Raw genomic sequence first — 20,053 nt, 5'->3', positions numbered from 1 at the left:
CCTACAGGGTCATTGCGGTCAGTGGACGGGCAATTCAACGCCGTCGAACAACTCTTCCAGCTCTTGCTTGTTGTGGCACTGGATCGCCTTGGCCATCACTTCACGGGTCAGGTGCGGTGCGAACTTCTCGATGAAGTCGCACATGAAGCCGCGCAGGAAGGTGCCGCGGCGGAAACCGATCTTGGTCACGCTGGACTCGAACAGTTCGCTGGCATCCAGCACCACAAGGTCTTTGTCCAGGTTGGTGTCGACCGCCATCTTGGCGACGATCCCGACGCCCAGGCCCAGGCGAACATAGGTCTTGATCACGTCGGCATCGGCAGCGGTGAACACCACCTTGGGCGTGAGGCCGCGATGGCTGAACGCTTCGTCGAGCTTGGAACGGCCGGTAAAGCCGAACACGTACGTCACGATCGGGTATTCAGCCAAGGCTTCCAGGGTCAGCTTCGGCAGCTTGGCCAAAGGGTGCCCCTGGGGCACAACCACGCAGCGGTTCCAACGGTAGCAAGGCATCATTACCAGGTCGCCGAACAATTCCAGGGCCTCGGTGGCGATGGCAAAATCGACGGTGCCGTCAGCGGCCATTTCGGCAATCTGCATGGGCGAACCCTGGTGCATGTGCAGCGCTACGTCTGGGTATTGTTTGATGAAATCACGGATCACCGGCGGCAATGCATAGCGCGCCTGGGTGTGAGTGGTGGCGATCGACAAGGTGCCTTTCTTCTCGTTGGAGAACTCCTGGGCGATCTGCTTGATGCTTTCGACTTTACGCAGGATCTCGCCGGCGGTGGTGATGATGCGCTCGCCAGCTGGAGTGACGCGGGTCAAGTGTTTGCCGCTGCGTGCGAAGACTTCGACGCCCAACTCGTCTTCGAGCAGGCGGATCTGCTTGCTGATACCAGGCTGCGAGGTATAGAGGCTTTGAGCGGTAGCGGAAACGTTGAGGTCGTGGTGCGCCACTTCCCAGATGTAGCGCAGTTGTTGAAGCTTCATATGAATCCCTCAAAGCAGATAGACGCCACGGGTATCAGCGACGGTATATAACTATATTAAAGGTTTAACGGATAAATCTAGAACTTTTTATCGTTTTTACCGATCAACTATCGTCACTGCGCCGACGCTGCAGCGACGGCACCAGGTAAACCGGCACCGGGGACAACTGCAACACCCGTGCGGCGGTACGCCCAAGGGGGACGGCCACCCCGGTTGCCTGGCTATGACTGCCTACGACCAGCAAGTCGACGGACAGTTTTCGCAACTGGTCGAGAATCACCTCGCAAGGGTCCCCCTGGATAACCTTGACCGAGCGAATCCATTGCAGGTCCTGCTCCCCTTCCTCCCACTCCTCGCGAAAGCTGTCCAGCACGCGCTGTTCAATCGTCGCCATCACCGTGCTCAGCCCCTTGCTCTGCCATTCGCTCAAGGCGGTTTCATCAAGGTAGCTCTGCAACACCGATTCGGCGAACAAGCCAATGGGCTCGACCACGTGGATCACATACAGGTCAGCCTTGAACGTTCGCGCCAGCGCCACTGCATGTTGCATCACATAGGGTGCATACAGACCGAGGTCCGTGGCAAACAGCATCGAGCGAATCATAAAACCTCCTGGACTGCCAGGATGGCGGGAATTGAATGAGCTTAGCAGCTAGCTCTCGGTCTGGATTCTCAACTCATTGCTGATGCCATGGGGCACGTGCCCGGTGGCCACTACCTCCCTGGCTTTCTCGCAATGGCCGGCCTGGTCATCGAAAAACACATCGGCGGCAAAGGCTTCCAGAAACGCGGATTTTTCCAGGCCACCGAGGAACAGCGACTCATCCAGGCGGATATCCCACTCGCGCAACGTGCGGATCACGCGTTCATGGGACGGTGCCGAACGTGCGGTGACCAACGCGGTACGGATCGGGCAGGCCTCATCGGCAAACTCGCGTTGCAACAGGTTCAGTGCCGCCAGGAAGCCCTTGAACGGACCGCCGTGCAAAGGCTGGCGCGCCGACTCTCGCTCGCTGGCCTGGAAGGCTGCCAGCCCGCCGGCCTGGTAGACACGCTCGGACTCATCGGAGAACAGCACGGCATCGCCATCGAATGCGATGCGCAGCTCTTCGCTGGAAGCGCGGCGCGGGCCGCCAGACAAAATCGTCGCGGCCGCAAACCCGGCATCGAGGGCGCTGCGCACATCTTCAGCATGGGTGGAGAGAAACAGATGACAACCGAAGGCGGCCAAATAGGGATAGGGACTACGCCCGCCTACGAAAGCGGCGCGGGAAATATCCAGGCCGTAATGCTGGATCGAGTTGAACACCCGCAGCCCGGTATCGGCACTGTTGCGCGACACCAACACCACCTCGACCCGCGCACGCCCCAGGCTGGCATTCAGGCTCAGCAGCTTCTTGACCAGCGGGAAGGCATCGCCAGGCTCGAGGGTTTCTTCCTCGTGCTCGATCTGGTATTTGCGGTAAGCCTCGACCCCTTCAGCCAGATAAACCTTGTGGCTGTCACTCAGGTCGAACAGCGCTCGTGAGGAAATCGCCAGCACCAGTTTGTCAGCCAATCCCTTCACCATGGTAGTTCCCCCCAATCAGCGGTTGTGCCGATCAATAAAACTCAAGGCCTGATAGAGCGCCTGCATGCGTGGCAGTTCGCAACCGGCCGCTTTGGCAGCGGCCAAGGGGCGGGCGTAGATGGCCGCCAGCTCCAGCGGCCGCTTGTGCAGATGGTCGTGGTACATGCTGGGCAGGTAGTCGTCCATGGTTTCTGTCATGGCGAACATCTGCCCAGCGTAACTGGCAGGAATTTCATGCCCGCAGGCATGAGCGCCCTGCACCACCTCGGCCATCAGCGCCTGGATCAACTCGCGGCTGGACTCATCGGCCATCATGGCCGTGGTGCCCGTGCCCAGCAACACAGAGAGGCCGTTGAACGGCACGTTCCAGACCAGCTTGTGCCAACGCGCCAGATGCACATTGGCCATGGCCTGGGACTCGATGCCAGCTTGATGAAACAGCCCGGCACCGGCTTCGACAATCGCCTGTTGCTGCACCTCGTCGTTGGCCGCCGTGCCACTGTGATAGCCCAGGTTGACCCGGCCCAACGCCTGATGCTCGACCACACCGGGGGCCGAGCGGTGCACACCGATGTAGCACAGGCCGCCCAACAGATGCAGCGACGGCGGCAGGTGTTCACGCAGGCTGTCTTCCACATCGAGGCCGTTTTGCAAGAGCACCACTTTGGCCTCCGGCGCCGCCACCTGGGCGATGGTTGGCGCCAGGTCCACATTGCCGGTGGACTTGGTGCCCACCAGTAGCCAGTCGCACGGCGGCATGTCGGCGGCGCTGGCATAAGCCTGCACCGGATGCAGGTGCAGTTGCCCATGCACCGTACTGTTGACGTGCAGGCCATGCCTGCTCACCGCGGCATATTCGCTGCGCAACAAGAAATGCACATCGAAGCCGGCACGCGCCAGCATCAGTCCGTAGTAACCACCAATGGCACCGGTACCGATAATGCCAATGCGTGGCGACGGGGCTGCAACTGCGGTCATGGCAAATCCTCTGGTATTCGATTGAGCGCCTGGTTTACGCATTCGGCGAGGTCGGATGCTGTAAGACGTGTCTGTAATTGCCCAAGGAATTGACCCTCGCACACCAGGAACAACGCCGGCAAATGAAAGATCTGGTAGCGTTCCACCGCACCGCCGTTGTGCCCGGCATCCACCCAGCACACGCGGTCCACCGGCAAGTGCCAGCCAGGCAACTGCTGGCGTGCCCAGCGGCAACTGGCACAACCGACACTGGTGAACACTACCAGCGAAATACCTGGCAATCCCAGCAATTGCTGGTCAATATCCAGGTCGGTCAATTCCAGTTCCTTCACTATACTGCTGCCATTGCCGTCAACTGGACGGCGCTCGGAGTCCGTGTACATGGGTCGTTTTTTACCTCACCCTGATGATGTCGCTGTCGAGTTGATCCAACGTCCCTCTCCCGCCCTGCCCCGTCAACGCCTGCACACTATCGGCCGCGGCGGCGTCGCCTGCAATTGGCCACGTGCCTGGCGCGCCGGCACGGCGGTTGACCTGCATATCCCTTCCCTGGGGCCCAGCGCCCGTTATCCGGGCTATGTCGCCTGGTGCCGCAAAGTCGAACAGGGCTATCGCATCGGTATTTGCTTTACCGATGAACACGCCTTGTTCGGTGCGCGAATGGGCGAGCAAGTGTGCCAGATCGAGCGTTACTGCCGCCTGCACGAAGATGCCGAGCCAACGCCTGCGCAACTTGAAGCCATGGCCCGTGACTGGGTGTCGCGCCATGCCGGCGAGTTCTCCCATGAGGCGATTGTGCAGCCAGCGCTGGATTAAACCGGGCTTTGCCCATTGTCGCGGGCCCGTGTTACGCGCTAAGGTTCCTCCCCCCTGCATTCAAATCATGCTGTGCCCGCCGCACGGGGATAGCTGGCGGCCGGCACCCGTGACCCTGGCGAGTAACACGATGGCTGATTTACCGATCAATGACCTTAACGTTGAATCCAACGAGACCCTGATCACCCCCGATCAGCTCAAGCGCGAAATCCCCCTGAGCGACGCTGCCCTGCAGACCGTCACCAAGGGCCGCGAAGTCATCCGTGACATTCTCGACGGCACCGACCACCGCCTGTTCGTGGTGATCGGGCCCTGCTCTATCCACGACCTCAAGGCCGCCCACGAATATGCCGAGCGCCTCAAGGTGCTGGCGGCAGAGGTGTCCGACACCTTGTACCTGGTCATGCGCGTGTATTTCGAGAAACCGCGTACCACCGTCGGCTGGAAAGGCTTGATCAACGACCCGTACCTGGACGACTCCTTCAAAATCCAGGATGGCTTGCACATCGGTCGCAAGCTGCTGCTGGACCTGGCTGAAATGGGCCTGCCCACCGCAACCGAAGCCCTCGACCCGATCTCCCCGCAATACCTGCAGGACCTGATCAGTTGGTCGGCCATCGGCGCACGCACCACCGAATCCCAGACGCACCGCGAAATGGCGTCCGGCCTGTCTTCGGCCGTAGGCTTCAAGAACGGCACTGACGGCGGCCTGACCGTGGCGATCAATGCGCTGCAATCGGTCTCCAGCCCTCACCGTTTCCTGGGTATCAACCAGGAAGGCGGCGTGTCTATCGTGACGACCAAGGGCAACGCCTACGGTCACGTGGTGCTGCGTGGTGGCAATGGCAAGCCCAACTATGATTCGGTCAGCGTCGCGTTGTGCGAACAGGCACTGAACAAGGCCAAGATCAAGCCAAACATCATGGTTGACTGCAGCCACGCCAACTCCAACAAAGACCCGGCGTTGCAGCCGCTGGTGATGGAGAACGTTGCCAACCAGATTCTGGAGGGCAACCAGTCGATCATCGGCTTGATGGTCGAGAGCCATTTGAACTGGGGTTGCCAGGCGATTCCAAAAGACTTGGCCGATTTGCAATACGGCGTGTCGATCACCGATGCCTGCATCGACTGGTCCGCCACTGAAACCACCCTGCGCAGCATGCATGCCAAACTCAAGGACGTGTTGCCCCAGCGCAAACGCACCTGAGCCAATACCTGTTTCGCGCACACAAAAACGCCGGGCCAAGCCCGGCGTTTTGTATTGGCAACTGGTCAGTTACAGCTTCGCAGCATGGCGCTGGTGGCGCTCCATATAGCGTTCGACATAGGAGCATGAGGGGATCACCGTGTAGCCAGCCTCTTCGGCAAACTTCAAGGCTTCCTCGGTCAACGCAGCCGCAATGCCTCGCCCCCGCAGTGCGTTGGGCACGAAGGTGCGATAGATATCCAGGGTCTGCTTCCCGAGGTCCATGTAGGTCAGGTAGGCACGATGACCGTCCACATTGGTCTCGAACTGATGACCAGCCTGGTCATGGTGGATGGACAACGCCTCGCTCATCACTACTCCTCGCGGGTCTGAATTAACGACCCTACCTTACCGATGTTTTTCCGGCGAAGGAACATCTACGCCACCCCGTGCCGGTTTCGACAGCGAGAAAACCGTGAGCGCTCACAACCAGCACATAGGGAATAGTAGGCACCAATCCTGAAATTGCTCAAGGCGCACTCGTCATCCCCTGCCGCTGGTGGATATAGAAAGGGCCTCGATCAACCGGTGACCGATAGCCTGAACATTGCCGGCAGTTGAACCTTGAGACGAACTGGCGCACTTAAAGTCACCTCTAGATGCGCGAAAGATGCCTGCCGCAGTAAAGCCGAGCGCAACCAAAGTGCCCCGCTTCGTTATATAAAATTTCATCTGTTTACAAGGCTTAACACATGCGGGCCGGCCCTTTCAGCCTGGATCCAATGTTCGTCGAGGTGCAAAAAGCTGGACAGTTTTCATACAGACCGCCAAAAGATTAGCCAAAATAGATTCGGTACAAGAATTTTTTTTGCTTCTTGCGCAACGTCAGTTTACTTACTACAAGTAATGGGTAGTATGTACGCCGGCTATTAGCTCACTCTGAGAAAGTAGCCATTAAATTGAAAGTCCTTGAAGGGGAACACGATGAACAACGTTCTGAAATTCTCTGCTCTGGCTCTGGCCGCAGTTCTGGCTACCGGTTGCAGCAGCGTCTCCAAAGAAACCGAAGCTCGTCTGACTGCAACTGAAGACGCAGCAGCTCGCTCCCAGGCCCGTGCAGACGAAGCATACCGTAAAGCTGATGAAGCTCTGGCTGCTGCTCAAAAAGCACAACAGACTGCTGACGAAGCTAACGAGCGCGCTCTGCGCATGCTTGAAAAAGCAAGCCGCAAGTAATAATCCTTCGGGGTTGTTATCAAGCCGATCCATTTATGGGTCGGCTTTTTTTTGCCTTTGATTTGGCGTGTGGGAGCGGGCTTGCTCGCGAAAGCGGTGGATCAGTCAACATCAATGTTTTCTGGGCCGACGTCTTCGCGAGCAAGCCCGCTCCCACAGGGATATTCGCTCAGGCTTATTATTGAAGATCGAGCGGGGTGCTGGACGCCACAGGTGCGCCGCCTGGCACTCCAATTTCGGTCGGCAAGCCATCCTCGGCGGCGACCACATCACGCACCTGGTCCCAGTTGACCCGCAGGTTATTGGACAGGTCTTCGCGCTTGAGCAACGCATTGATGACAGCGGTGTGCTTGTCGACCACCGATGGCGTACCGTCATCGTTCAACGGCGTGTGAGCCTCAAGGTAAACCTTGCCACCACTGCTGCCGAACTTGTACGCGTCATTGATGATGCGCACTGACGTGCCTACCGGCACCATGCCCGCCATTTCCAACACGTTGTTATTGAACATGCGGAAGCAACCGTGGCTGGTGCGCGTGCCGATACCAAACTTCATGTTGGAGCCGTGAATCAGGTAACCCGGCGTGCCCAGGGTGAACTTGAAGGGCCCCAGCGGGTTGTCCGGGCCGGCAGGCACCACGTTGGGCAGCGGGTCACCGTTGGCGGCGTGCTCGGCCTTGATCGAGGCCGGTGGCGTCCAGGTCGGATTCGGCGTCTTGGCGATGATACTGGTATGGGCGATCGGCGAACCCCAGCCTTCCCGGCCAATGCCCAGGGGGAAGGTATAGACGACGTTATGGCCTTTTGGATAGTAGTAGAGCCGGTATTCCGCCAGGTTGATCACAATGCCTTCCCGCGGCCCGGGCGGCAGGATAAAGCGTGTCGGCAGCACAATCTCGGTGCCCGCACCTGGCAACCAGGCATCGACACCCGGGTTGGCCGCAACCATTTCCGAATAGCCCAGGTCGTAGGTGGTGCCAAGGTCGGCAAAGGTGTCTTCGTACTTGGCCTTGATCACTTGGACCTGGCCAACAATGTCCTCACCGGGCGGCGGCAAGGGCAACTGCAAGGCCGCCGCCGAGCCCGCCGCACAAAGCGCAGCAAGAGACAGGCAGCAGGTGACGACGGAAAGGCGCGACAACATCCGGAAAATCCTTCGCAAGACGACGGGTGGGGAAAAATTGATTGTATACGGCTTCGCAGTGCCAAGCTTCAAGCTGTTTTACAGCTCGAAGCGCAGCTCCGGCCAGATCGGAGGCGTGCCGCGCTTTTGCGATTCGAGAATTGCCCGGCATAACGGGCAGAGTCGCTGGTCTTGGAAAATCGAGCGGTTGACCGATGACCAGCGTGGCTGTGCCGGCAATAGAGTGCCGCAGAGCGTGCGATCGATCGAGCCGCCCAGTTCCAATTGACGCGCCACCAAATGCACCCGCACTTCCTGGCAGGCGAACAGGTCCAGCTGCTCGTCCGGCTCGATCAGTTGGTAGTTAAACAGGGACCAGGCAGGGCGCGACATCGAGGGCTCCAAATCGGGGGGGCGCCACCTTAGCCGAAAGCCTGCCGGTAGAAAAGCGTCATAACAGCGGTTTTAGCGTTGGCCAGACATTTTCCAGCAACTTGTCTTGCGCCCCGACTGCCGGGTGTAGCCCGTCAGCCTGCATCAACTCCGGATGGCCACCCACGCCCTCGAGGAAAAACGGCACAAACGGCACCTTTTCTTTCTGTGCCACATCACCGAATACCTTGGCAAAGGCTTCGACATAGCGCTTGCCGTAATTGGGCGGAATCTGCATGCCCAACAGCAGCACCTTGGCGCCGCTGTCCCGGGACTGCTGGATCATCGAGGCAAGATTTTGTTGCAATTGCGCAGGCGGCTGGCCGCGCAAGCCATCGTTGCCACCCAACTCGATCACCACAACGTCCGGTTTGTGCGTTGCAAGCGCCGCGGGCAGCCGCGCGAGGCCTCCCGCGCTGGTGTCGCCACTGATGGAAGCATTGACCACTTTATCGTCAAAACCCTCCTGCTTGAGCCGTTGCTCCAGCAACGCGACCCACCCTTTGCGGGTATCCAGGCCGAAACCGGCACTGATACTATCGCCAACGATCAGGACTGTACCCGCCGCTGCGTTCTGGGCCATGCACATCAAGGCCAGGCCAGCACTCAAAAACCACACTCGCATCGGATTCTCCATGGGCGCAAGCATTCTCACCGCGCGAAACCTTAGCAAAGTGGTTCCCAGCGCGGAAGGTGAACTGACTATCCTGCACGAACTGAGCCTGGAACTGAACAAGGGCGATAGCCTGGCTATCGTCGGCAGCTCCGGTTCCGGCAAATCCACGCTACTGGGCCTGCTGGCCGGCCTCGACCTGCCCAGCAGCGGCGAAGTCACCCTGGCCGGGCAAGCCCTGAGCACCCTCGACGAAGACCAGCGCGCACGCATCCGTGCCGAGCATGTGGGCTTCGTATTCCAATCCTTCCAATTGCTCGACAGCTTGAATGCACTAGAAAACGTGATGCTGCCGCTGGAGCTGGACGGTCGCCAGGACGCCCGCGAGCGAGCCAAACACCTGCTGGAGCGCGTAGGCCTGGGCCAGCGCCTGACCCACTCGCCCCGTCAGCTGTCCGGTGGCGAACAACAACGCGTGGCGATAGCCCGTGCGTTTGCCGCCGAACCGGACGTGCTCTTTGCCGACGAGCCCACCGGCAACCTCGACAGCCATACTGGCGAGCGCATCAGCGATCTGCTGTTCGAGTTGAATAAAGAGAGCGGTACGACCCTGGTACTGGTCACCCACGACGAGCGCCTGGCCCACCGTTGCCGACGCCTGATCCGCCTTGAAGCCGGCCTGATGGTCGCGCCCCTGGAGCCTTGATGGCACGTTTGCCGCTGTTGCGTCTGTTCAGCCTTGCCATGCGTCAGTTACTGCGCGATGCCCGCGCCGGCGAATTGCGCGTGCTGTTCTTTGCCCTGCTGGTGGCCGTGGCTGCCAGCACCGCCATCGGCTACTTTGGTGCGCGCCTCAACGGCGCCATGCTGCTGCGCGCCACCGAATTCCTCGGCGCCGACCTGGTGCTCGAAGGCAGCTCGCCGGCCCGGCCCGAGCAAATCAAATCCGGGACCGAACTGGGCCTGGATCACGCTCGTATCGTGGAGTTCTCCAGCGTTATCGCCACCGATAATGGCATCCAGCTCTCCAGCATCAAGGCGGTCAACGAGCAGTACCCCTTGCGCGGCGAGCTTAAAAGCAGCACCGAGCCCTTCGGTACGCAAACCCCTGGCGGTGGTCCCAAACCCGGTGACGCCTGGGTGGAAGCACGATTGCTGACGGCGCTGGACCTGAAAATCGGCGACAGCATCGATGTCGGCATGAAGACCCTGCGCCTGGCGCGCATCCTGACCTACGAGCCCGACCGGGCCGGGAACTTCTACAGCCTCACGCCCAGGGTCATGATCAACCTGGCGGACCTGGACGCCACCGGTGTCGTCCAGCCAGGCAGCCGTGTGAGCTACCGCGAACTATGGCGTGCGCCACAAGGCAGCACTGCGCTGCAAACCTATCGCGACCTGGTCAAACCGGGCCTGGCTGCCAACCAGCGGCTGCAGGACTCCCGCGATGGCAACCAGCAAATCGGCGGCGCACTGGGCAAGGCCGAACGTTACCTGAACATGGCCAGCCTGGTGGCCGTGCTGCTGGCTGGCGTGGCCGTGGCGCTGTCGGCCAACCGCTTCGCCAGTCGACGGTTCGATGCCAGCGCGTTGTTGCGCTGCCTGGGCCTGTCGCGCCGTGAAGCCATGCTGCTGTTCAGCCTGCAACTGAGCGTGCTGGGCTTGCTGGCAAGCCTGGCCGGCGCCCTGCTCGGCTGGCTGGCGCAATTTGGCCTGTTCTACTTCCTGCACGACCTGCTGCCCGCCGACGTACCGCCAGGCGGGTTGCTGCCGGCTGTCGCCGGGATCGGCACCGGGCTGGTGGCCCTCGCCGGCTTCGCCCTCCCGCCGCTGGCCGCACTGGGGCGGGTACCACCGCTGCGGGTATTGCGCCGCGATTTGCTGCCTATTCCTTCAAGCACTTGGATGGTCTATGGCGCGGCACTGTTTGCCTTGGGCCTGATCATGTGGCGCCTGAGCCTGGACCTGGTATTGACCTTCGCGTTACTCGGCGGCGGTGTAGTCGCTGCGCTGCTCCTGGGTGGCTTGCTGCTGTTGTTGCTACAGAGCCTGCGGCGGTTACTGGCTCGCGCCTCCCTGCCGTGGCGCCTGGGCCTGGGCCAATTGTTGCGTCACCCGTTGGCGGCAGCGGGCCAATCCCTGGCCTTTGGCTTGATCCTGTTGTCCATGGGGTTGATCGCGCTGTTGCGGGGCGAATTGCTCGACACCTGGCAAAACCAGTTGCCCAAGGATGCGCCCAACTACTTCGCGCTGAATATCCTGCCAGCCGACAAGGACGCCTTTGGCGCCCGGCTGCTGGACGTCCAGGCACAAGCAGCGCCGCTCTACCCGGTGGTGCCAGGGCGCTTGATCAGCATCAATGGCGAAGCCGTGCAGGAGATTGTCAGCAAGGACTCCAGTGGCGACCGTGCCACTCAACGTGACCTGAGCCTGACTTGGGCAGCCGACCTGCCAGCGGGTAACGTCCTGACGGCAGGTACTTGGTGGTCGGCGCAACCCACTGACGGGGTTCCTGGCGTATCGGTGGAAGCCAAAGTGGCCGAGAGCTTGAAGCTCAAGCTCAACGACCATCTGTTGTTCACCATCGGCGGGGAAAACCGTGAAGCGCGGGTCACCAGCCTGCGTACCATCAACTGGGATAACTTCCAGCCCAACTTCTTCATGATTTTCCAACCGGGCACCTTGAAGGATCTGCCCGCGACCTACCTCACCAGCTTCTATCTGGCTCCCGGCCATGACCAACAGATCGTCGACCTGTCACGGGCCTTCCCGGCGGTCACTATCCTGCAGGTCGAGGCCCTGCTGGAGCAGTTGCGCAGCATCCTTGCCCAAGTAACGCTGGCAGTCGAATACGTGCTGTTGTTTGTCCTCGCGGCGGGCATGGCAGTGTTGTTCTCTGGCCTGCAGGCCACCCTGGATGAACGAATCCGCCAGGGTGCATTACTGCGCGCCTTGGGTGCCGAGCGTAAGTTGCTGGTCAAGGCCCGACGCATTGAGTTCGGCCTGCTGGGCGCTGTCAGCGGCTTGTTGGCGGCACTGGGCACCGAACTGGTGACCTGGGTGCTGTACCGCTATGCATTTGACCTGGCGTGGCATCCCCACCCGTGGTTGTTACTGCTGCCCGTAATCGGTGCCTTGCTGATTGGCGCTGCCGGGGTATTTGGCACGCGCCGCGCACTGAATGCCAGCCCGCTGACCGTTCTGCGCGAAAGCTGACCCCCGATGGCGCGTACTCTGCCAAGGGTACGTGCCATCAGGCCGGCTTTACATATTCGATCTTGGTGATCCACCAGCACACCTCTCCGCCTGGGGTCTGTACGACTGCCTCGTCATCCACCTCCTTGCGCAGCAGGGCCCGTGCCATGGGTGAGTCGATGGAGATGTAATCCATACGGTCGTAGATCTCGTCATAACCCACGATGCGAAAACGCTTGGTCTCGCCCTGTTCGTTTTCGATTTCGACCCATGCGCCGAAAAACACCTTTCCCTCCTGCTCGGGCATGTACTCCACCACCCGCATGTCTTCCAGGCGTTTGCGCAGGTAACGCACCCGTCGGTCGATCTCGCGCAGCAGCTTCTTGTTGTACTGGTAATCGGCGTTTTCACTGCGATCTCCCAGGGAGGCTGCCCAGGTCACTTTACGCGTGGTATCCGGACGTTTTTCACGCCATAGGTAATCCAGCTCTTTTTTCAGCGCTTCATGACCCTCTTTGGTAATCAGCTTGGTACTCAAACGCTCACATCCCCAGGCAATGTCTAATGGTGCCGATACGCCAGGGCATCATGCCCAGGCAGCGGCTGGCTGGGACTGATGATAAATGAACCCTGGAAAGTATCCAGGCCGGCGCCCCCTGTAACCTCACCCATGGCCCTCCAGGACTTGATCCAACTCAAGCAGCATGCCCTGCATGCGCTGGCGCATGCCGGACAGCTGCAACATCATCATTGTCAGTTTTTCGGCTTTCTGACTGACCTCCAACCCCTGCTTCTGCAAATAGGTATGGCGCTGCTCAAGTTCACGGCCTTTTTCATCCAGTTGGCTCTGCTGCTGTTGCAGGGACGCCTGCCACTGTTCGAGCATTTGTTCTTTCTCGAGGACGGCGCATTTTTTTTGCGTCAACTCTTGGGCGACCTTGGCCAGATTGCTCAGCGCGCTGTCCATTTCAAGCAAAGAGGTATGTTCCAGGTGGGCAGGCGGGTCCAAGTGGTCGGGCTCGGGTGGCTCCAGCCGCAGGTTGTTTGGCTCAAACTGACTGTCATTTTGTTCATCCGGGACAGGCGGCGCACTGGTCTTGACCTGCAACTGTGGGATCGCGGCCAGCGACTGCGCCGGCTCTTCAAAGGTGTCTTCATCCATAGGCTGCGGCACAGCCGTGGGTGTGCGCGGATTTCGGGGCGGCGCAACCATTTGCGACGAAAAGCGAATGGACGGCACGATCACTGCGCTGCTTTCGATCGCAGGCAACGCCGGCGCAGACATACTCAAGGTGATCACCTTCATGACCAATGCCTTCTTGATGATCACCGAGTGATGATCCTCGGGCCTGGCAGGCGGCAGCCGGCAGCCCTTCAAGTCAATAAAGTGAAAGGGAACCTCAGCGTCGCCAATCGAGCTTGCCTTCGAACCTGACGCGGCCGCCATCATCAGGATCTGCTTGAAGACCTGCATCGCTGATTGCAGGTCCTCTTTTGAATCAACCCCCCCCAGAAAATAGCGTTCGAGCTTTTTACGTAATACCGCGATATAGACCCGGGAGTGACCGGGTTCGGTCTCCTCATCCAGGCTATACACGAGAAAGTTGGACCCGGTTTGCGTGACAGCGAACCCACACAGCAACGCGCCGTTAACGGGCGCGTCTTCGTCGTTACGTTCAAGAACAAGAGTACGTAGAAGCATCATGGCAATCAGGCCTCATTACAAAAGAAAAAACCTTATATAAACACCAGATAAACATCCGAGCTTTAATAAGTCTTCCAAACAAAACAATTGTTTCAGCGAATTATCGAGCCGAACGTAGGATTCTTCTTATTAGTTACGTCTCGCGTTCCCAAGCCACTTTATTGAACGTACCCTTTTTAAAGTTCTCTCCCATACGGCCGGCACCTCTCACACGCCCTGCAAAACTTATTCGGTAAAAATATGATCGAGATAAGCAACTTGACAAAACAGCTGGGCAAAAAAAGCGTTATCACCAACCTCTCCTTCTGCGCCCAGCGCCAGGAGTGTGTGGCCCTGCTGGGAGAGAGTGGTGCAGGAAAAACAGCACTGCTGAGTTTGATTGCCGGGGCAATCAAACCTACTTCAGGGCAAATCACTATCCAAGGCTTCAGTACTCAGACCCACTCACTCCAAGCCAAAAAAGTCGTTGGCTATCAACTCCAGGACGGCCTCAATCATCACAGGATGTCCGTCAGGCATATGCTCAATTTTATTGCCGCTATTCGCGGTTTGAGCGGTGTTGAAAAGCGCAGTCGAGTCGAGCAAGTAGTCACGCGACTGGAACTGCTGCCCGTGCTCAACTGCCCGATCGATGTGCTTCCACTTGGCTTGAAGCGCAGAGTCGCAATGGCCCAGGCACTCCTGCACTCCCCAAGCCTGCTTCTGCTGGATGAGCCCACGGAGGGACTATGTCCTGATCAACGGCTCAAGTTCAGGGCACTCATCCAATCCCTGACCGAGGAAATGACGATCATCATCGCCTCCCGCCGTTACCAAGAGTTAGCGGATACCTGCACCCGTGCCTTGGTCATCGCCGACGGCCGCCTGGTGGCCGACGCTTCACTGCCGGATCTGCAACGCAGTTCCCGGCATTTCCAAGCGGTGACCCTGGCGGCGGACACCCCGCTGGATTTGCTGGCGCTTGCCGTATTACCCGGCGTCGCAGGCATCGAAGAAGACCGGCATGCCCCCGGCAAGGTGACTGTTCTGGCCATGCCCGGGCACTCCATCTTCCCTTCAATCAACGCGCTCATCACCCACCGTGGCTGGAACATAACGTCAATGAATCTGGAGCCGGGTCGCCTGAACGATGTCGTTCACCATCTGAGCCATGAGGTAAATCCTTGAGACTGCTAGCCATCATTTTCAAACGACAACTCTCCAGCTTTGCCTCGTCACCGAGCACTTATCTGAGTGTGGCGGTTTTTCTCGTGCTGGGTGCGACGATGGGGTTGCACAGCCATCACTGGCTGGAGCAAAACAGCAGCGATTTGCAGGCTTTCTTCGAACTGCATCCTTGGCTCTATCTGCTACTGGTACCGATTTTATCGACGCAATTATGGTCCGACGAATCCAACGCTGGCTTTTGCGACACATTGAAATCCTTACCTGTCACTCCGACGCAGCGAGTGGTTGGAAAGTTTATGGCGGCATGGATCGTCTGTGGCATCGCTTTGATGCTTAATTTTCCTTTGGTAATGGCCGTCAATTATCTTGGCACCCCCGACAATACCGTTATCGCATCACAGTTCTTCGCCAGTTGGTTGTTGGCGGGAAGCTATCTCTCTGTGGGTTGCTTTGCCTGTGTGCTGACGAACCAACGCGTTATGATTTCCCTCTTGACGCTGTGCTTGTTGCTGGCCGCCAGTGGGATATCTTCAATGTTGGATGCACTGGAACAGCAGACCCCCATATGGATTATCGACAGTTTGTTATCCCTTGATCCGATTTCCCGCTTCAGCGCGATGGATAACGGCAAGTTGACATTGCATGACTGCCTGTACTTCATAAGCATGATCTTGGCTTTTCTGTTTGCGACCACCTTCACACTCAACTACAGAAACAGCTGACATAGGAACGCCACTGATGGGATCCGCTTTTCGCGCGGGTATGACATTGATCGTCATATCACTACTGTTTCTGGCATTCAATCTAGTCTGGGTACCCAAACTGCCAACTGTCCGTTGGGACTTTTCCCAAGAAAACACCCACACCCTATCGCCATCGGCGCGGCAATTACTCGTTTCACTTGAAAGCCAACTGGACTTATATTTCTTCAACACCCTCAATGCACCGCAAAAAAAACCGGTATTGAAACGTTATGGCCGGCGCGTGGAAGACTTGCTCAAGGAATTCGAAAAAGCTGCCAACGGCATGATCAACTTACATATTATCAACCCCACCCCGTTCTCTGAGGACGCCTATAAAGCCAGCTTGTTTGGCCTTGATGACACACAAGGATTCCTTGGCCTTATCGGTACGCGTGCCGGCCAGGGCGCCCAACGCATCCAAGCGTTCAACCCTGAGCATGAATCATTGCTCGAGTATGAAATCAGCCACCTGATCTACAAGTTGATGCACCCTGACCGCCCCACTGTTGGCCTACTGTCGGGACTGCCCTTGGACAAATCGGCCGGCGGGTTACTGGAGTTGATGCGCGAGCAATTCAATGTGGTGGAATTGGCAGCGAACATCACCCAAGTACCGCCCTCCATGAACACACTGATGGTTGTACAGCCACACGCTCTATCTGGTCGAGCCCTATATGCCCTTGAGCAATGGGTACTCAAAGGCGGCAAGCTGATGATGTTCATCGACCCGGTGAGCGAGATAGGCGCCGACGCCGTATCGACAAACGCCAGGCTGGATGCGCTGCTGACCGCATGGGGCATCCAGATGCCTGCGGACAAGTTGCTGGTCGATAATCTTTATGCCTCATCAGCAACGCCCGGCACCGGAATGCCCGCGGTACTGCACCCGGCCAGGCTACATCTGCCAAGGCAGGCAATGACCAGGACGGATATCAGCACCTGGGGACTGCATTCGGTCATCGTATCGAGCAGCGGCGCGCTCTCCTTGGCCCCCAAAAGCCGCTCGCTGTTGACCCCGCTTCTGCTGAGCTCGCGCCACTCGGCATTGGTGGACGCAGAACGCTTTGCTTCCGCTACTACGTTCGACTCACTCATAGATGAATCAGCGACTTCAGGGCAGCGTCATGTCATCGCCGCCCGCCTTGACGGGCCCGCTTATTCAGCGTTTCCCGACGGCCTGGGGGGCCAGCCGCCCGGGCTGCAGAGGGCAGAACAGATCCATATGGTGATCGTGGCCGACACGGACTTGCTCGCGGACACGCTCAACAATGCCCTACCCAACGGCAACGCGCAGTTTGTATTGAACACATTGGATAATCTGGCGGCGCCCGAGGCACTCAGAAGTATTCAATCCCGTGTCATGCGCCAACCACTACACAGGCTAGAACACATGCGCGACGAAGCCGCACAGGCTTATCGCAAAAGTGCGACTGCGATGGAGCGACGACTTGAGCAGACAGAACAAGCATGGCGCAGGTTGAACCCACCCCACACCAGCCTCATGACCCAAGCCGTGGATACCACTACCCAGTTGCAGGCACTCAACAAAGAGCGCCTGCAATTGCCTATCGAGTTGCAGGCGCTCAAGACCCAGGCATACGCCCCGCTGCTGCGTTTCGAACGATATCTGCAATGGCTGATGGTCGCCACAATACCGCTGCTGCTGTGCCTGATTGCCTGGGTACTTTTCCTATACCAGCGCCGGCGTCGAAGAATTACGTTGGCGGCCTATCACCACTCGCTCAGCGACGGGTAATCAGGCCTTGGCGGGCAATGCGTGTCAGTTGATGGATCACCTCAACGGCGTTGCTGGCATTCGGTGCCTGGATCACTGCCAGGTCGAAACTATCGCTGGCAAAACGGGCCAGGGAATCGCCGTCTTCAACAAACTGGATCAGGAACGCCGAAGGTCGACCGGAACGGCGTGGCCAGCCGTCCAGATAACGCAGCAGCGTCGGCTGGTGCTTACCGCCCAGAAGGATTTTCGGATTGCGTTGAGTCAGGTCCGCGGTGATCGGGGCCAGGCGTATGAGAGGGCGCAGTGCATTCATCGTGTCGTGTCTCTGCCTCAAAAGTCTGCGGGCAGGTGAGAGGCAACACCGAACCAGCGCTTTAGCGGTATTTCGAAGAACGCCCTGCGTGAGCAAGCGTGCTTCTGTCGGGCTGCATTGAGTCCCAGTGGCGCCCCGCAATTAGCTGTTTAAATCGGCGCATGAGCAGCATCCTAGAGAAGCCGGTGGGGCAGTGTCAAGAATCCCGGGCAACGAAAAGGCCCGCATCAGCGGGCCTCCTGTACAGCTTGCTAAACGATCAGTGAGTGATCGCGCGGTCGACAGACAATTTGCCCGCACCTTCCAACAACACCGCCAACGCGCCGCCGAGCAACGCCAGTGCGAACTCATAACCGTTGTTGGCCATGAACAGCCCGTTGTGGATGTGTACAGAGAAAATCGCCACCAGTGTCAGGAAGGTCAGGCCCAACGCGGCAGGGCGAACCAACAAACCGATGATCAGGGCCAGGCCGGCGAAGAACTCGGTACCGCCCGACAGCAGCGCCATCAGCGTGCCCGGCGCCAGGCCAATGCTTTCCATCCATTGTGCGGTGCCCGCCAGGCCACCACCGCCAAACCAGCCGAAGAGTTTTTGCGAACCGTGGGCAGCGAAGATGATGCCGACGAAAATGCGCAGAATAGTCAGGCCATAACCGGCGCGGGTGGACAGGACACGGGTAATCATTGGGCTCATCGGGTAAATCCTTTTCCAGGTAGGGGTTGGTTGGCCGCTATATTAATCAGTTTAAGCAATGATAAAAGCCGAAATATTGCCTAATCAACATCCAAAAATTCGATTATTTGCGCGAGGCGACTTTAGCCGTTGGCGGCTCCAGGGTCTCCCGCTCTCGATCGAACGCCAGATAGTACTTGTTGACGCTATTAACATAGCTGACGCCGCCCATCCCTACCTGCTCCATGGCAATGCGTTCAACCTGGAAGAACCACTGATTGGGGTTAAGCCCACGGCGCTTGGCCTCGGTGCGCATGCCCTGTACTCGCTCCGGCCCCATGTTGTACGCCGCTAGCATAAAGGCCATGCGCTCACGCTCATTGAGCTTGGGGCTGGCGAAAAACTTGCGGCGGATCATCGCCAGGTAACGTGCCCCCGCTTGCACATTATTGTCGAGCGTCTCGATATTGTTGACCCCCACCCGTTGGGCCGCCGACGGCGTGATCTGCATCAGGCCGGTAGGGCCGCCGCTGTTGCGTGCGCCTGGGTCCAGGGAAGACTCCTTGAACGCCAACGCCGCCAGGTTCAGCCAGTCCATACCTTGCTCACGTGCATGTTTTTGCAGGACCGGGCGCAGTTTTTCCAGGCGCTGGCGGTCAGCCCGCGCCAACGGGTTACGGACCTGGTAGAGGCGTCGATAGATACGCTGGAATGCCACATCCTGGTCGGAAGGCGTGTGATAGGTCTTGAGGAACCGATCAATGCTGGCGCGCAGCATCGAGGCATCCTGGCGCACAAACCAGAACTCGTCGCCTGGCTCGCTGATCACCACCTGCTTGTCAAAGCGCAACCTGGGCAGGATTTTCGACCAGCGTTGGGCAATGGGTTTTTCCACGATCGTCAGGTGAAAAATCCCGGCCTGCACCATCTCCAGGACGTCTTCCACCGCCAGGCTGGGGTCAACCCATTCGACTTTCACGGGGGGGCGCTTGTGCAGGGCCAGTTTTTGATTGACCTGACTGATGGCATCCGCCGCCGCACTGCCCGTGGTCAGCGTCAGCGTGCGACCTGACAGTTGCTCCAGCCTGGTAAAGCGTCGTTCACCCTTGACGCCCACCAGCCACAACGGCACATCGCTGACAATCGGGTCGCTGGCGCTGACCTTGTGCACGCCCTTCACGTCCAGCAACTCACCGGGCGCCACCAGGTCGCCCTCGCCACGGGCCAGCGCGCCGAGTAACTGGTCCTTGGCCTTGGGGATGATCTTGAGGTTGATGGCCTGCCCATCACGGGCATGGCCATTGAGGTACTGCTCGAAGGCACGCAACCGATGGTATTCGACACCGATGGCCTGGCCCTGCACTTCACCGGAACTGTTGCGGCTCTGGTTGACCAATACGCGCAGGGTGCGGCTGGAGCGAATTTGCGCGAGGTCGCGGACCTTGCCGGGCTTGGCCACTTGCAGCGGCCCATCCAGACGTGCGACCGCCGCCATGGGCAGCAGCAACGTCAGGCACAACATAAGCAACGCCGAGGGTCGGATCATCCACTCTCCGAAAAGAAAACTGGCCA

22 protein-coding genes are annotated in these 20,053 nt (G+C 58.9%); 8 read left to right on the top strand and 14 right to left on the bottom strand.

Annotated features, from left to right (window positions below):
• Nucleotides 1-18 precede the first annotated feature (18 nt).
• From cysB to CLM72_RS09225, 5 genes are all read right to left on the bottom strand, one after another.
• Nucleotides 19-993, bottom strand: a complete 975-nt coding sequence (cysB, locus tag CLM72_RS09245; RefSeq protein ID WP_003189876.1) for an HTH-type transcriptional regulator CysB — start codon at nt 991-993, stop codon at nt 19-21.
• Between the two features lie 103 nt (nt 994-1,096).
• Nucleotides 1,097-1,597, bottom strand: coding sequence for a universal stress protein (locus CLM72_RS09240; protein ID WP_034126733.1), 501 nt, complete (start codon nt 1,595-1,597; stop codon nt 1,097-1,099).
• A gap of 48 nt (nt 1,598-1,645) precedes the next feature.
• Nucleotides 1,646-2,563: a 5'-nucleotidase gene (locus CLM72_RS09235; RefSeq protein WP_034126732.1), complete on the bottom strand. Its 918-nt coding sequence runs from the start codon at nt 2,561-2,563 to the stop codon at nt 1,646-1,648.
• A 15-nt stretch (nt 2,564-2,578) separates the two neighbouring features.
• Entirely contained in the window at nt 2,579-3,541 is a 963-nt protein-coding gene (locus CLM72_RS09230; protein WP_105226250.1) for a putative 2-dehydropantoate 2-reductase, read from the bottom strand.
• Nucleotides 3,538-3,924 carry a thioredoxin gene (locus CLM72_RS09225; RefSeq protein WP_105226249.1) on the bottom strand — a complete coding sequence of 129 codons (387 nt, stop codon included), beginning with the start codon at nt 3,922-3,924 and terminating at the stop codon, nt 3,538-3,540. Before CLM72_RS09225 ends, CLM72_RS09230 begins: the two co-directional genes overlap by 4 nt.
• Here CLM72_RS09225 and CLM72_RS09220 point away from each other — a divergent pair.
• Entirely contained in the window at nt 3,923-4,357 is a 435-nt protein-coding gene (locus tag CLM72_RS09220; RefSeq protein WP_057976648.1) for a hypothetical protein, read from the top strand. The genes CLM72_RS09225 and CLM72_RS09220 overlap by 2 nt on opposite strands.
• Before the next feature lie 130 nt (nt 4,358-4,487).
• Entirely contained in the window at nt 4,488-5,564 is a 1,077-nt protein-coding gene (locus tag CLM72_RS09215) for a 3-deoxy-7-phosphoheptulonate synthase (RefSeq protein ID WP_003189871.1), read from the top strand.
• A 69-nt stretch (nt 5,565-5,633) separates the two neighbouring features.
• Here the strand turns inward: CLM72_RS09215 and CLM72_RS09210 are convergent, their stop codons facing one another.
• Nucleotides 5,634-5,915, bottom strand: coding sequence for a GNAT family N-acetyltransferase (locus tag CLM72_RS09210; RefSeq protein WP_003189869.1), 282 nt, complete (start codon nt 5,913-5,915; stop codon nt 5,634-5,636).
• Nucleotides 5,916-6,527: 612 nt separating this feature from the next.
• Between CLM72_RS09210 and oprI the strand changes: the two genes are divergently transcribed.
• Entirely contained in the window at nt 6,528-6,779 is a 252-nt protein-coding gene (oprI, locus tag CLM72_RS09205) for an outer membrane lipoprotei OprI (RefSeq protein ID WP_003172710.1), read from the top strand.
• A gap of 178 nt (nt 6,780-6,957) precedes the next feature.
• Here oprI and CLM72_RS09195 read toward each other — a convergent pair whose 3' ends face one another.
• The 3 genes from CLM72_RS09195 to CLM72_RS09185 all read right to left on the bottom strand — a co-directional run bounded on the left by CLM72_RS09195 (nt 6,958) and on the right by CLM72_RS09185 (nt 8,959).
• Nucleotides 6,958-7,923 carry a L,D-transpeptidase family protein gene (locus CLM72_RS09195; RefSeq protein ID WP_105226248.1) on the bottom strand — a complete coding sequence of 322 codons (966 nt, stop codon included), beginning with the start codon at nt 7,921-7,923 and terminating at the stop codon, nt 6,958-6,960.
• A 78-nt stretch (nt 7,924-8,001) separates the two neighbouring features.
• On the bottom strand, nt 8,002-8,295 hold the full coding sequence (locus CLM72_RS09190; protein ID WP_003189866.1) for a hypothetical protein: 294 nt from the start codon (nt 8,293-8,295) through the stop codon (nt 8,002-8,004).
• Nucleotides 8,296-8,353: 58 nt separating this feature from the next.
• The gene (locus tag CLM72_RS09185) at nt 8,354-8,959 is read right to left on the bottom strand and encodes an arylesterase (RefSeq protein ID WP_054920159.1); all 606 of its coding nucleotides are present in this window, start codon (nt 8,957-8,959) and stop codon (nt 8,354-8,356) included.
• A gap of 10 nt (nt 8,960-8,969) precedes the next feature.
• On the opposite strand from CLM72_RS09185, the gene CLM72_RS09180 reads away from it, so the two are divergent.
• Both CLM72_RS09180 and CLM72_RS09175 read left to right on the top strand, forming a co-directional pair.
• Nucleotides 8,970-9,653 (top strand): ABC transporter ATP-binding protein, encoded by a 684-nt coding sequence (locus CLM72_RS09180; RefSeq protein WP_003189864.1) that lies wholly within the window; start codon nt 8,970-8,972, stop codon nt 9,651-9,653.
• On the top strand, nt 9,653-12,163 hold the full coding sequence (locus tag CLM72_RS09175; protein WP_105226247.1) for an ABC transporter permease: 2,511 nt from the start codon (nt 9,653-9,655) through the stop codon (nt 12,161-12,163). Before CLM72_RS09180 ends, CLM72_RS09175 begins: the two co-directional genes overlap by 1 nt.
• 37 nt (nt 12,164-12,200) lie before the next feature.
• On the opposite strand, the gene greB is transcribed toward CLM72_RS09175, so the two are convergent.
• Nucleotides 12,201-12,680 carry a transcription elongation factor GreB gene (gene greB / locus CLM72_RS09170; protein WP_034126726.1) on the bottom strand — a complete coding sequence of 160 codons (480 nt, stop codon included), beginning with the start codon at nt 12,678-12,680 and terminating at the stop codon, nt 12,201-12,203.
• A gap of 126 nt (nt 12,681-12,806) precedes the next feature.
• Nucleotides 12,807-13,847: a hypothetical protein gene (locus CLM72_RS09165; RefSeq protein ID WP_105226246.1), complete on the bottom strand. Its 1,041-nt coding sequence runs from the start codon at nt 13,845-13,847 to the stop codon at nt 12,807-12,809.
• Between the two features lie 240 nt (nt 13,848-14,087).
• Here CLM72_RS09165 and CLM72_RS09160 point away from each other — a divergent pair, with 240 nt between their 5' ends.
• Genes CLM72_RS09160 through CLM72_RS09150 form a run of 3 tightly spaced genes read left to right on the top strand, consistent with a single transcriptional unit; the run spans nt 14,088 to nt 17,513 of the window.
• The gene (locus CLM72_RS09160; RefSeq protein ID WP_057976642.1) at nt 14,088-15,014 is read left to right on the top strand and encodes an ABC transporter ATP-binding protein; all 927 of its coding nucleotides are present in this window, start codon (nt 14,088-14,090) and stop codon (nt 15,012-15,014) included.
• On the top strand, nt 15,011-15,736 hold the full coding sequence (locus tag CLM72_RS09155) for an ABC transporter permease (protein ID WP_105226245.1): 726 nt from the start codon (nt 15,011-15,013) through the stop codon (nt 15,734-15,736). The genes CLM72_RS09160 and CLM72_RS09155 overlap by 4 nt, the downstream gene beginning before the upstream one ends.
• Nucleotides 15,737-15,752: 16 nt before the next feature.
• Entirely contained in the window at nt 15,753-17,513 is a 1,761-nt protein-coding gene (locus CLM72_RS09150) for a Gldg family protein (protein ID WP_105226244.1), read from the top strand.
• On the opposite strand, the gene CLM72_RS09145 is transcribed toward CLM72_RS09150, so the two are convergent.
• The 3 genes from CLM72_RS09145 to CLM72_RS09135 all read right to left on the bottom strand — a co-directional run bounded on the left by CLM72_RS09145 (nt 17,500) and on the right by CLM72_RS09135 (nt 20,027).
• Entirely contained in the window at nt 17,500-17,808 is a 309-nt protein-coding gene (locus CLM72_RS09145; RefSeq protein WP_034126721.1) for a hypothetical protein, read from the bottom strand. The two genes, CLM72_RS09150 and CLM72_RS09145, sit on opposite strands and share 14 nt — an antisense overlap.
• 259 nt (nt 17,809-18,067) lie before the next feature.
• Nucleotides 18,068-18,502 carry a DoxX family protein gene (locus CLM72_RS09140; protein ID WP_003189852.1) on the bottom strand — a complete coding sequence of 145 codons (435 nt, stop codon included), beginning with the start codon at nt 18,500-18,502 and terminating at the stop codon, nt 18,068-18,070.
• A gap of 103 nt (nt 18,503-18,605) precedes the next feature.
• The gene (locus CLM72_RS09135) at nt 18,606-20,027 is read right to left on the bottom strand and encodes a transglycosylase SLT domain-containing protein (RefSeq protein WP_105226243.1); all 1,422 of its coding nucleotides are present in this window, start codon (nt 20,025-20,027) and stop codon (nt 18,606-18,608) included.
• Nucleotides 20,028-20,053: the final 26 nt, after the last annotated feature.

This window comes from Pseudomonas sp. MYb193 (assembly GCF_002966775.1).
Lineage (GTDB): Bacteria > Pseudomonadota > Gammaproteobacteria > Pseudomonadales > Pseudomonadaceae > Aquipseudomonas > Aquipseudomonas paracarnis.
This window is presented reverse-complemented; position numbering and strand designations above follow the sequence as displayed.

Bases quoted from the DNA above. Each gene is read 5' to 3' on its own strand.
- CLM72_RS09185 (WP_054920159.1), bottom strand. From the start codon at position 8,959: ATGCGAGTGTGGTTTTTGAGTGCTGGCCTGGCCTTGATGTGCATGGCC.
- CLM72_RS09140 (WP_003189852.1), bottom strand. From the start codon at position 18,502: ATGAGCCCAATGATTACCCGTGTCCTGTCCACCCGCGCCGGTTATGGC.
- CLM72_RS09135 (WP_105226243.1), bottom strand. From the start codon at position 20,027: ATGATCCGACCCTCGGCGTTGCTTATGTTGTGCCTGACGTTGCTGCTG.
- CLM72_RS09220 (WP_057976648.1), top strand. From the start codon at position 3,923: ATGGGTCGTTTTTTACCTCACCCTGATGATGTCGCTGTCGAGTTGATC.
- CLM72_RS09195 (WP_105226248.1), bottom strand. From the start codon at position 7,923: ATGTTGTCGCGCCTTTCCGTCGTCACCTGCTGCCTGTCTCTTGCTGCG.
- cysB (WP_003189876.1), bottom strand. From the start codon at position 993: ATGAAGCTTCAACAACTGCGCTACATCTGGGAAGTGGCGCACCACGAC.
- CLM72_RS09180 (WP_003189864.1), top strand. From the start codon at position 8,970: ATGGGCGCAAGCATTCTCACCGCGCGAAACCTTAGCAAAGTGGTTCCC.
- CLM72_RS09240 (WP_034126733.1), bottom strand. From the start codon at position 1,597: ATGATTCGCTCGATGCTGTTTGCCACGGACCTCGGTCTGTATGCACCC.
- CLM72_RS09150 (WP_105226244.1), top strand. From the start codon at position 15,753: ATGGGATCCGCTTTTCGCGCGGGTATGACATTGATCGTCATATCACTA.
- CLM72_RS09190 (WP_003189866.1), bottom strand. From the start codon at position 8,295: ATGTCGCGCCCTGCCTGGTCCCTGTTTAACTACCAACTGATCGAGCCG.
- CLM72_RS09235 (WP_034126732.1), bottom strand. From the start codon at position 2,563: ATGGTGAAGGGATTGGCTGACAAACTGGTGCTGGCGATTTCCTCACGA.
- CLM72_RS09160 (WP_057976642.1), top strand. From the start codon at position 14,088: ATGATCGAGATAAGCAACTTGACAAAACAGCTGGGCAAAAAAAGCGTT.
- CLM72_RS09145 (WP_034126721.1), bottom strand. From the start codon at position 17,808: ATGAATGCACTGCGCCCTCTCATACGCCTGGCCCCGATCACCGCGGAC.
- oprI (WP_003172710.1), top strand. From the start codon at position 6,528: ATGAACAACGTTCTGAAATTCTCTGCTCTGGCTCTGGCCGCAGTTCTG.
- CLM72_RS09175 (WP_105226247.1), top strand. From the start codon at position 9,653: ATGGCACGTTTGCCGCTGTTGCGTCTGTTCAGCCTTGCCATGCGTCAG.
- CLM72_RS09215 (WP_003189871.1), top strand. From the start codon at position 4,488: ATGGCTGATTTACCGATCAATGACCTTAACGTTGAATCCAACGAGACC.
- CLM72_RS09230 (WP_105226250.1), bottom strand. From the start codon at position 3,541: ATGACCGCAGTTGCAGCCCCGTCGCCACGCATTGGCATTATCGGTACC.
- CLM72_RS09165 (WP_105226246.1), bottom strand. From the start codon at position 13,847: ATGATGCTTCTACGTACTCTTGTTCTTGAACGTAACGACGAAGACGCG.
- CLM72_RS09225 (WP_105226249.1), bottom strand. From the start codon at position 3,924: ATGTACACGGACTCCGAGCGCCGTCCAGTTGACGGCAATGGCAGCAGT.
- CLM72_RS09210 (WP_003189869.1), bottom strand. From the start codon at position 5,915: ATGAGCGAGGCGTTGTCCATCCACCATGACCAGGCTGGTCATCAGTTC.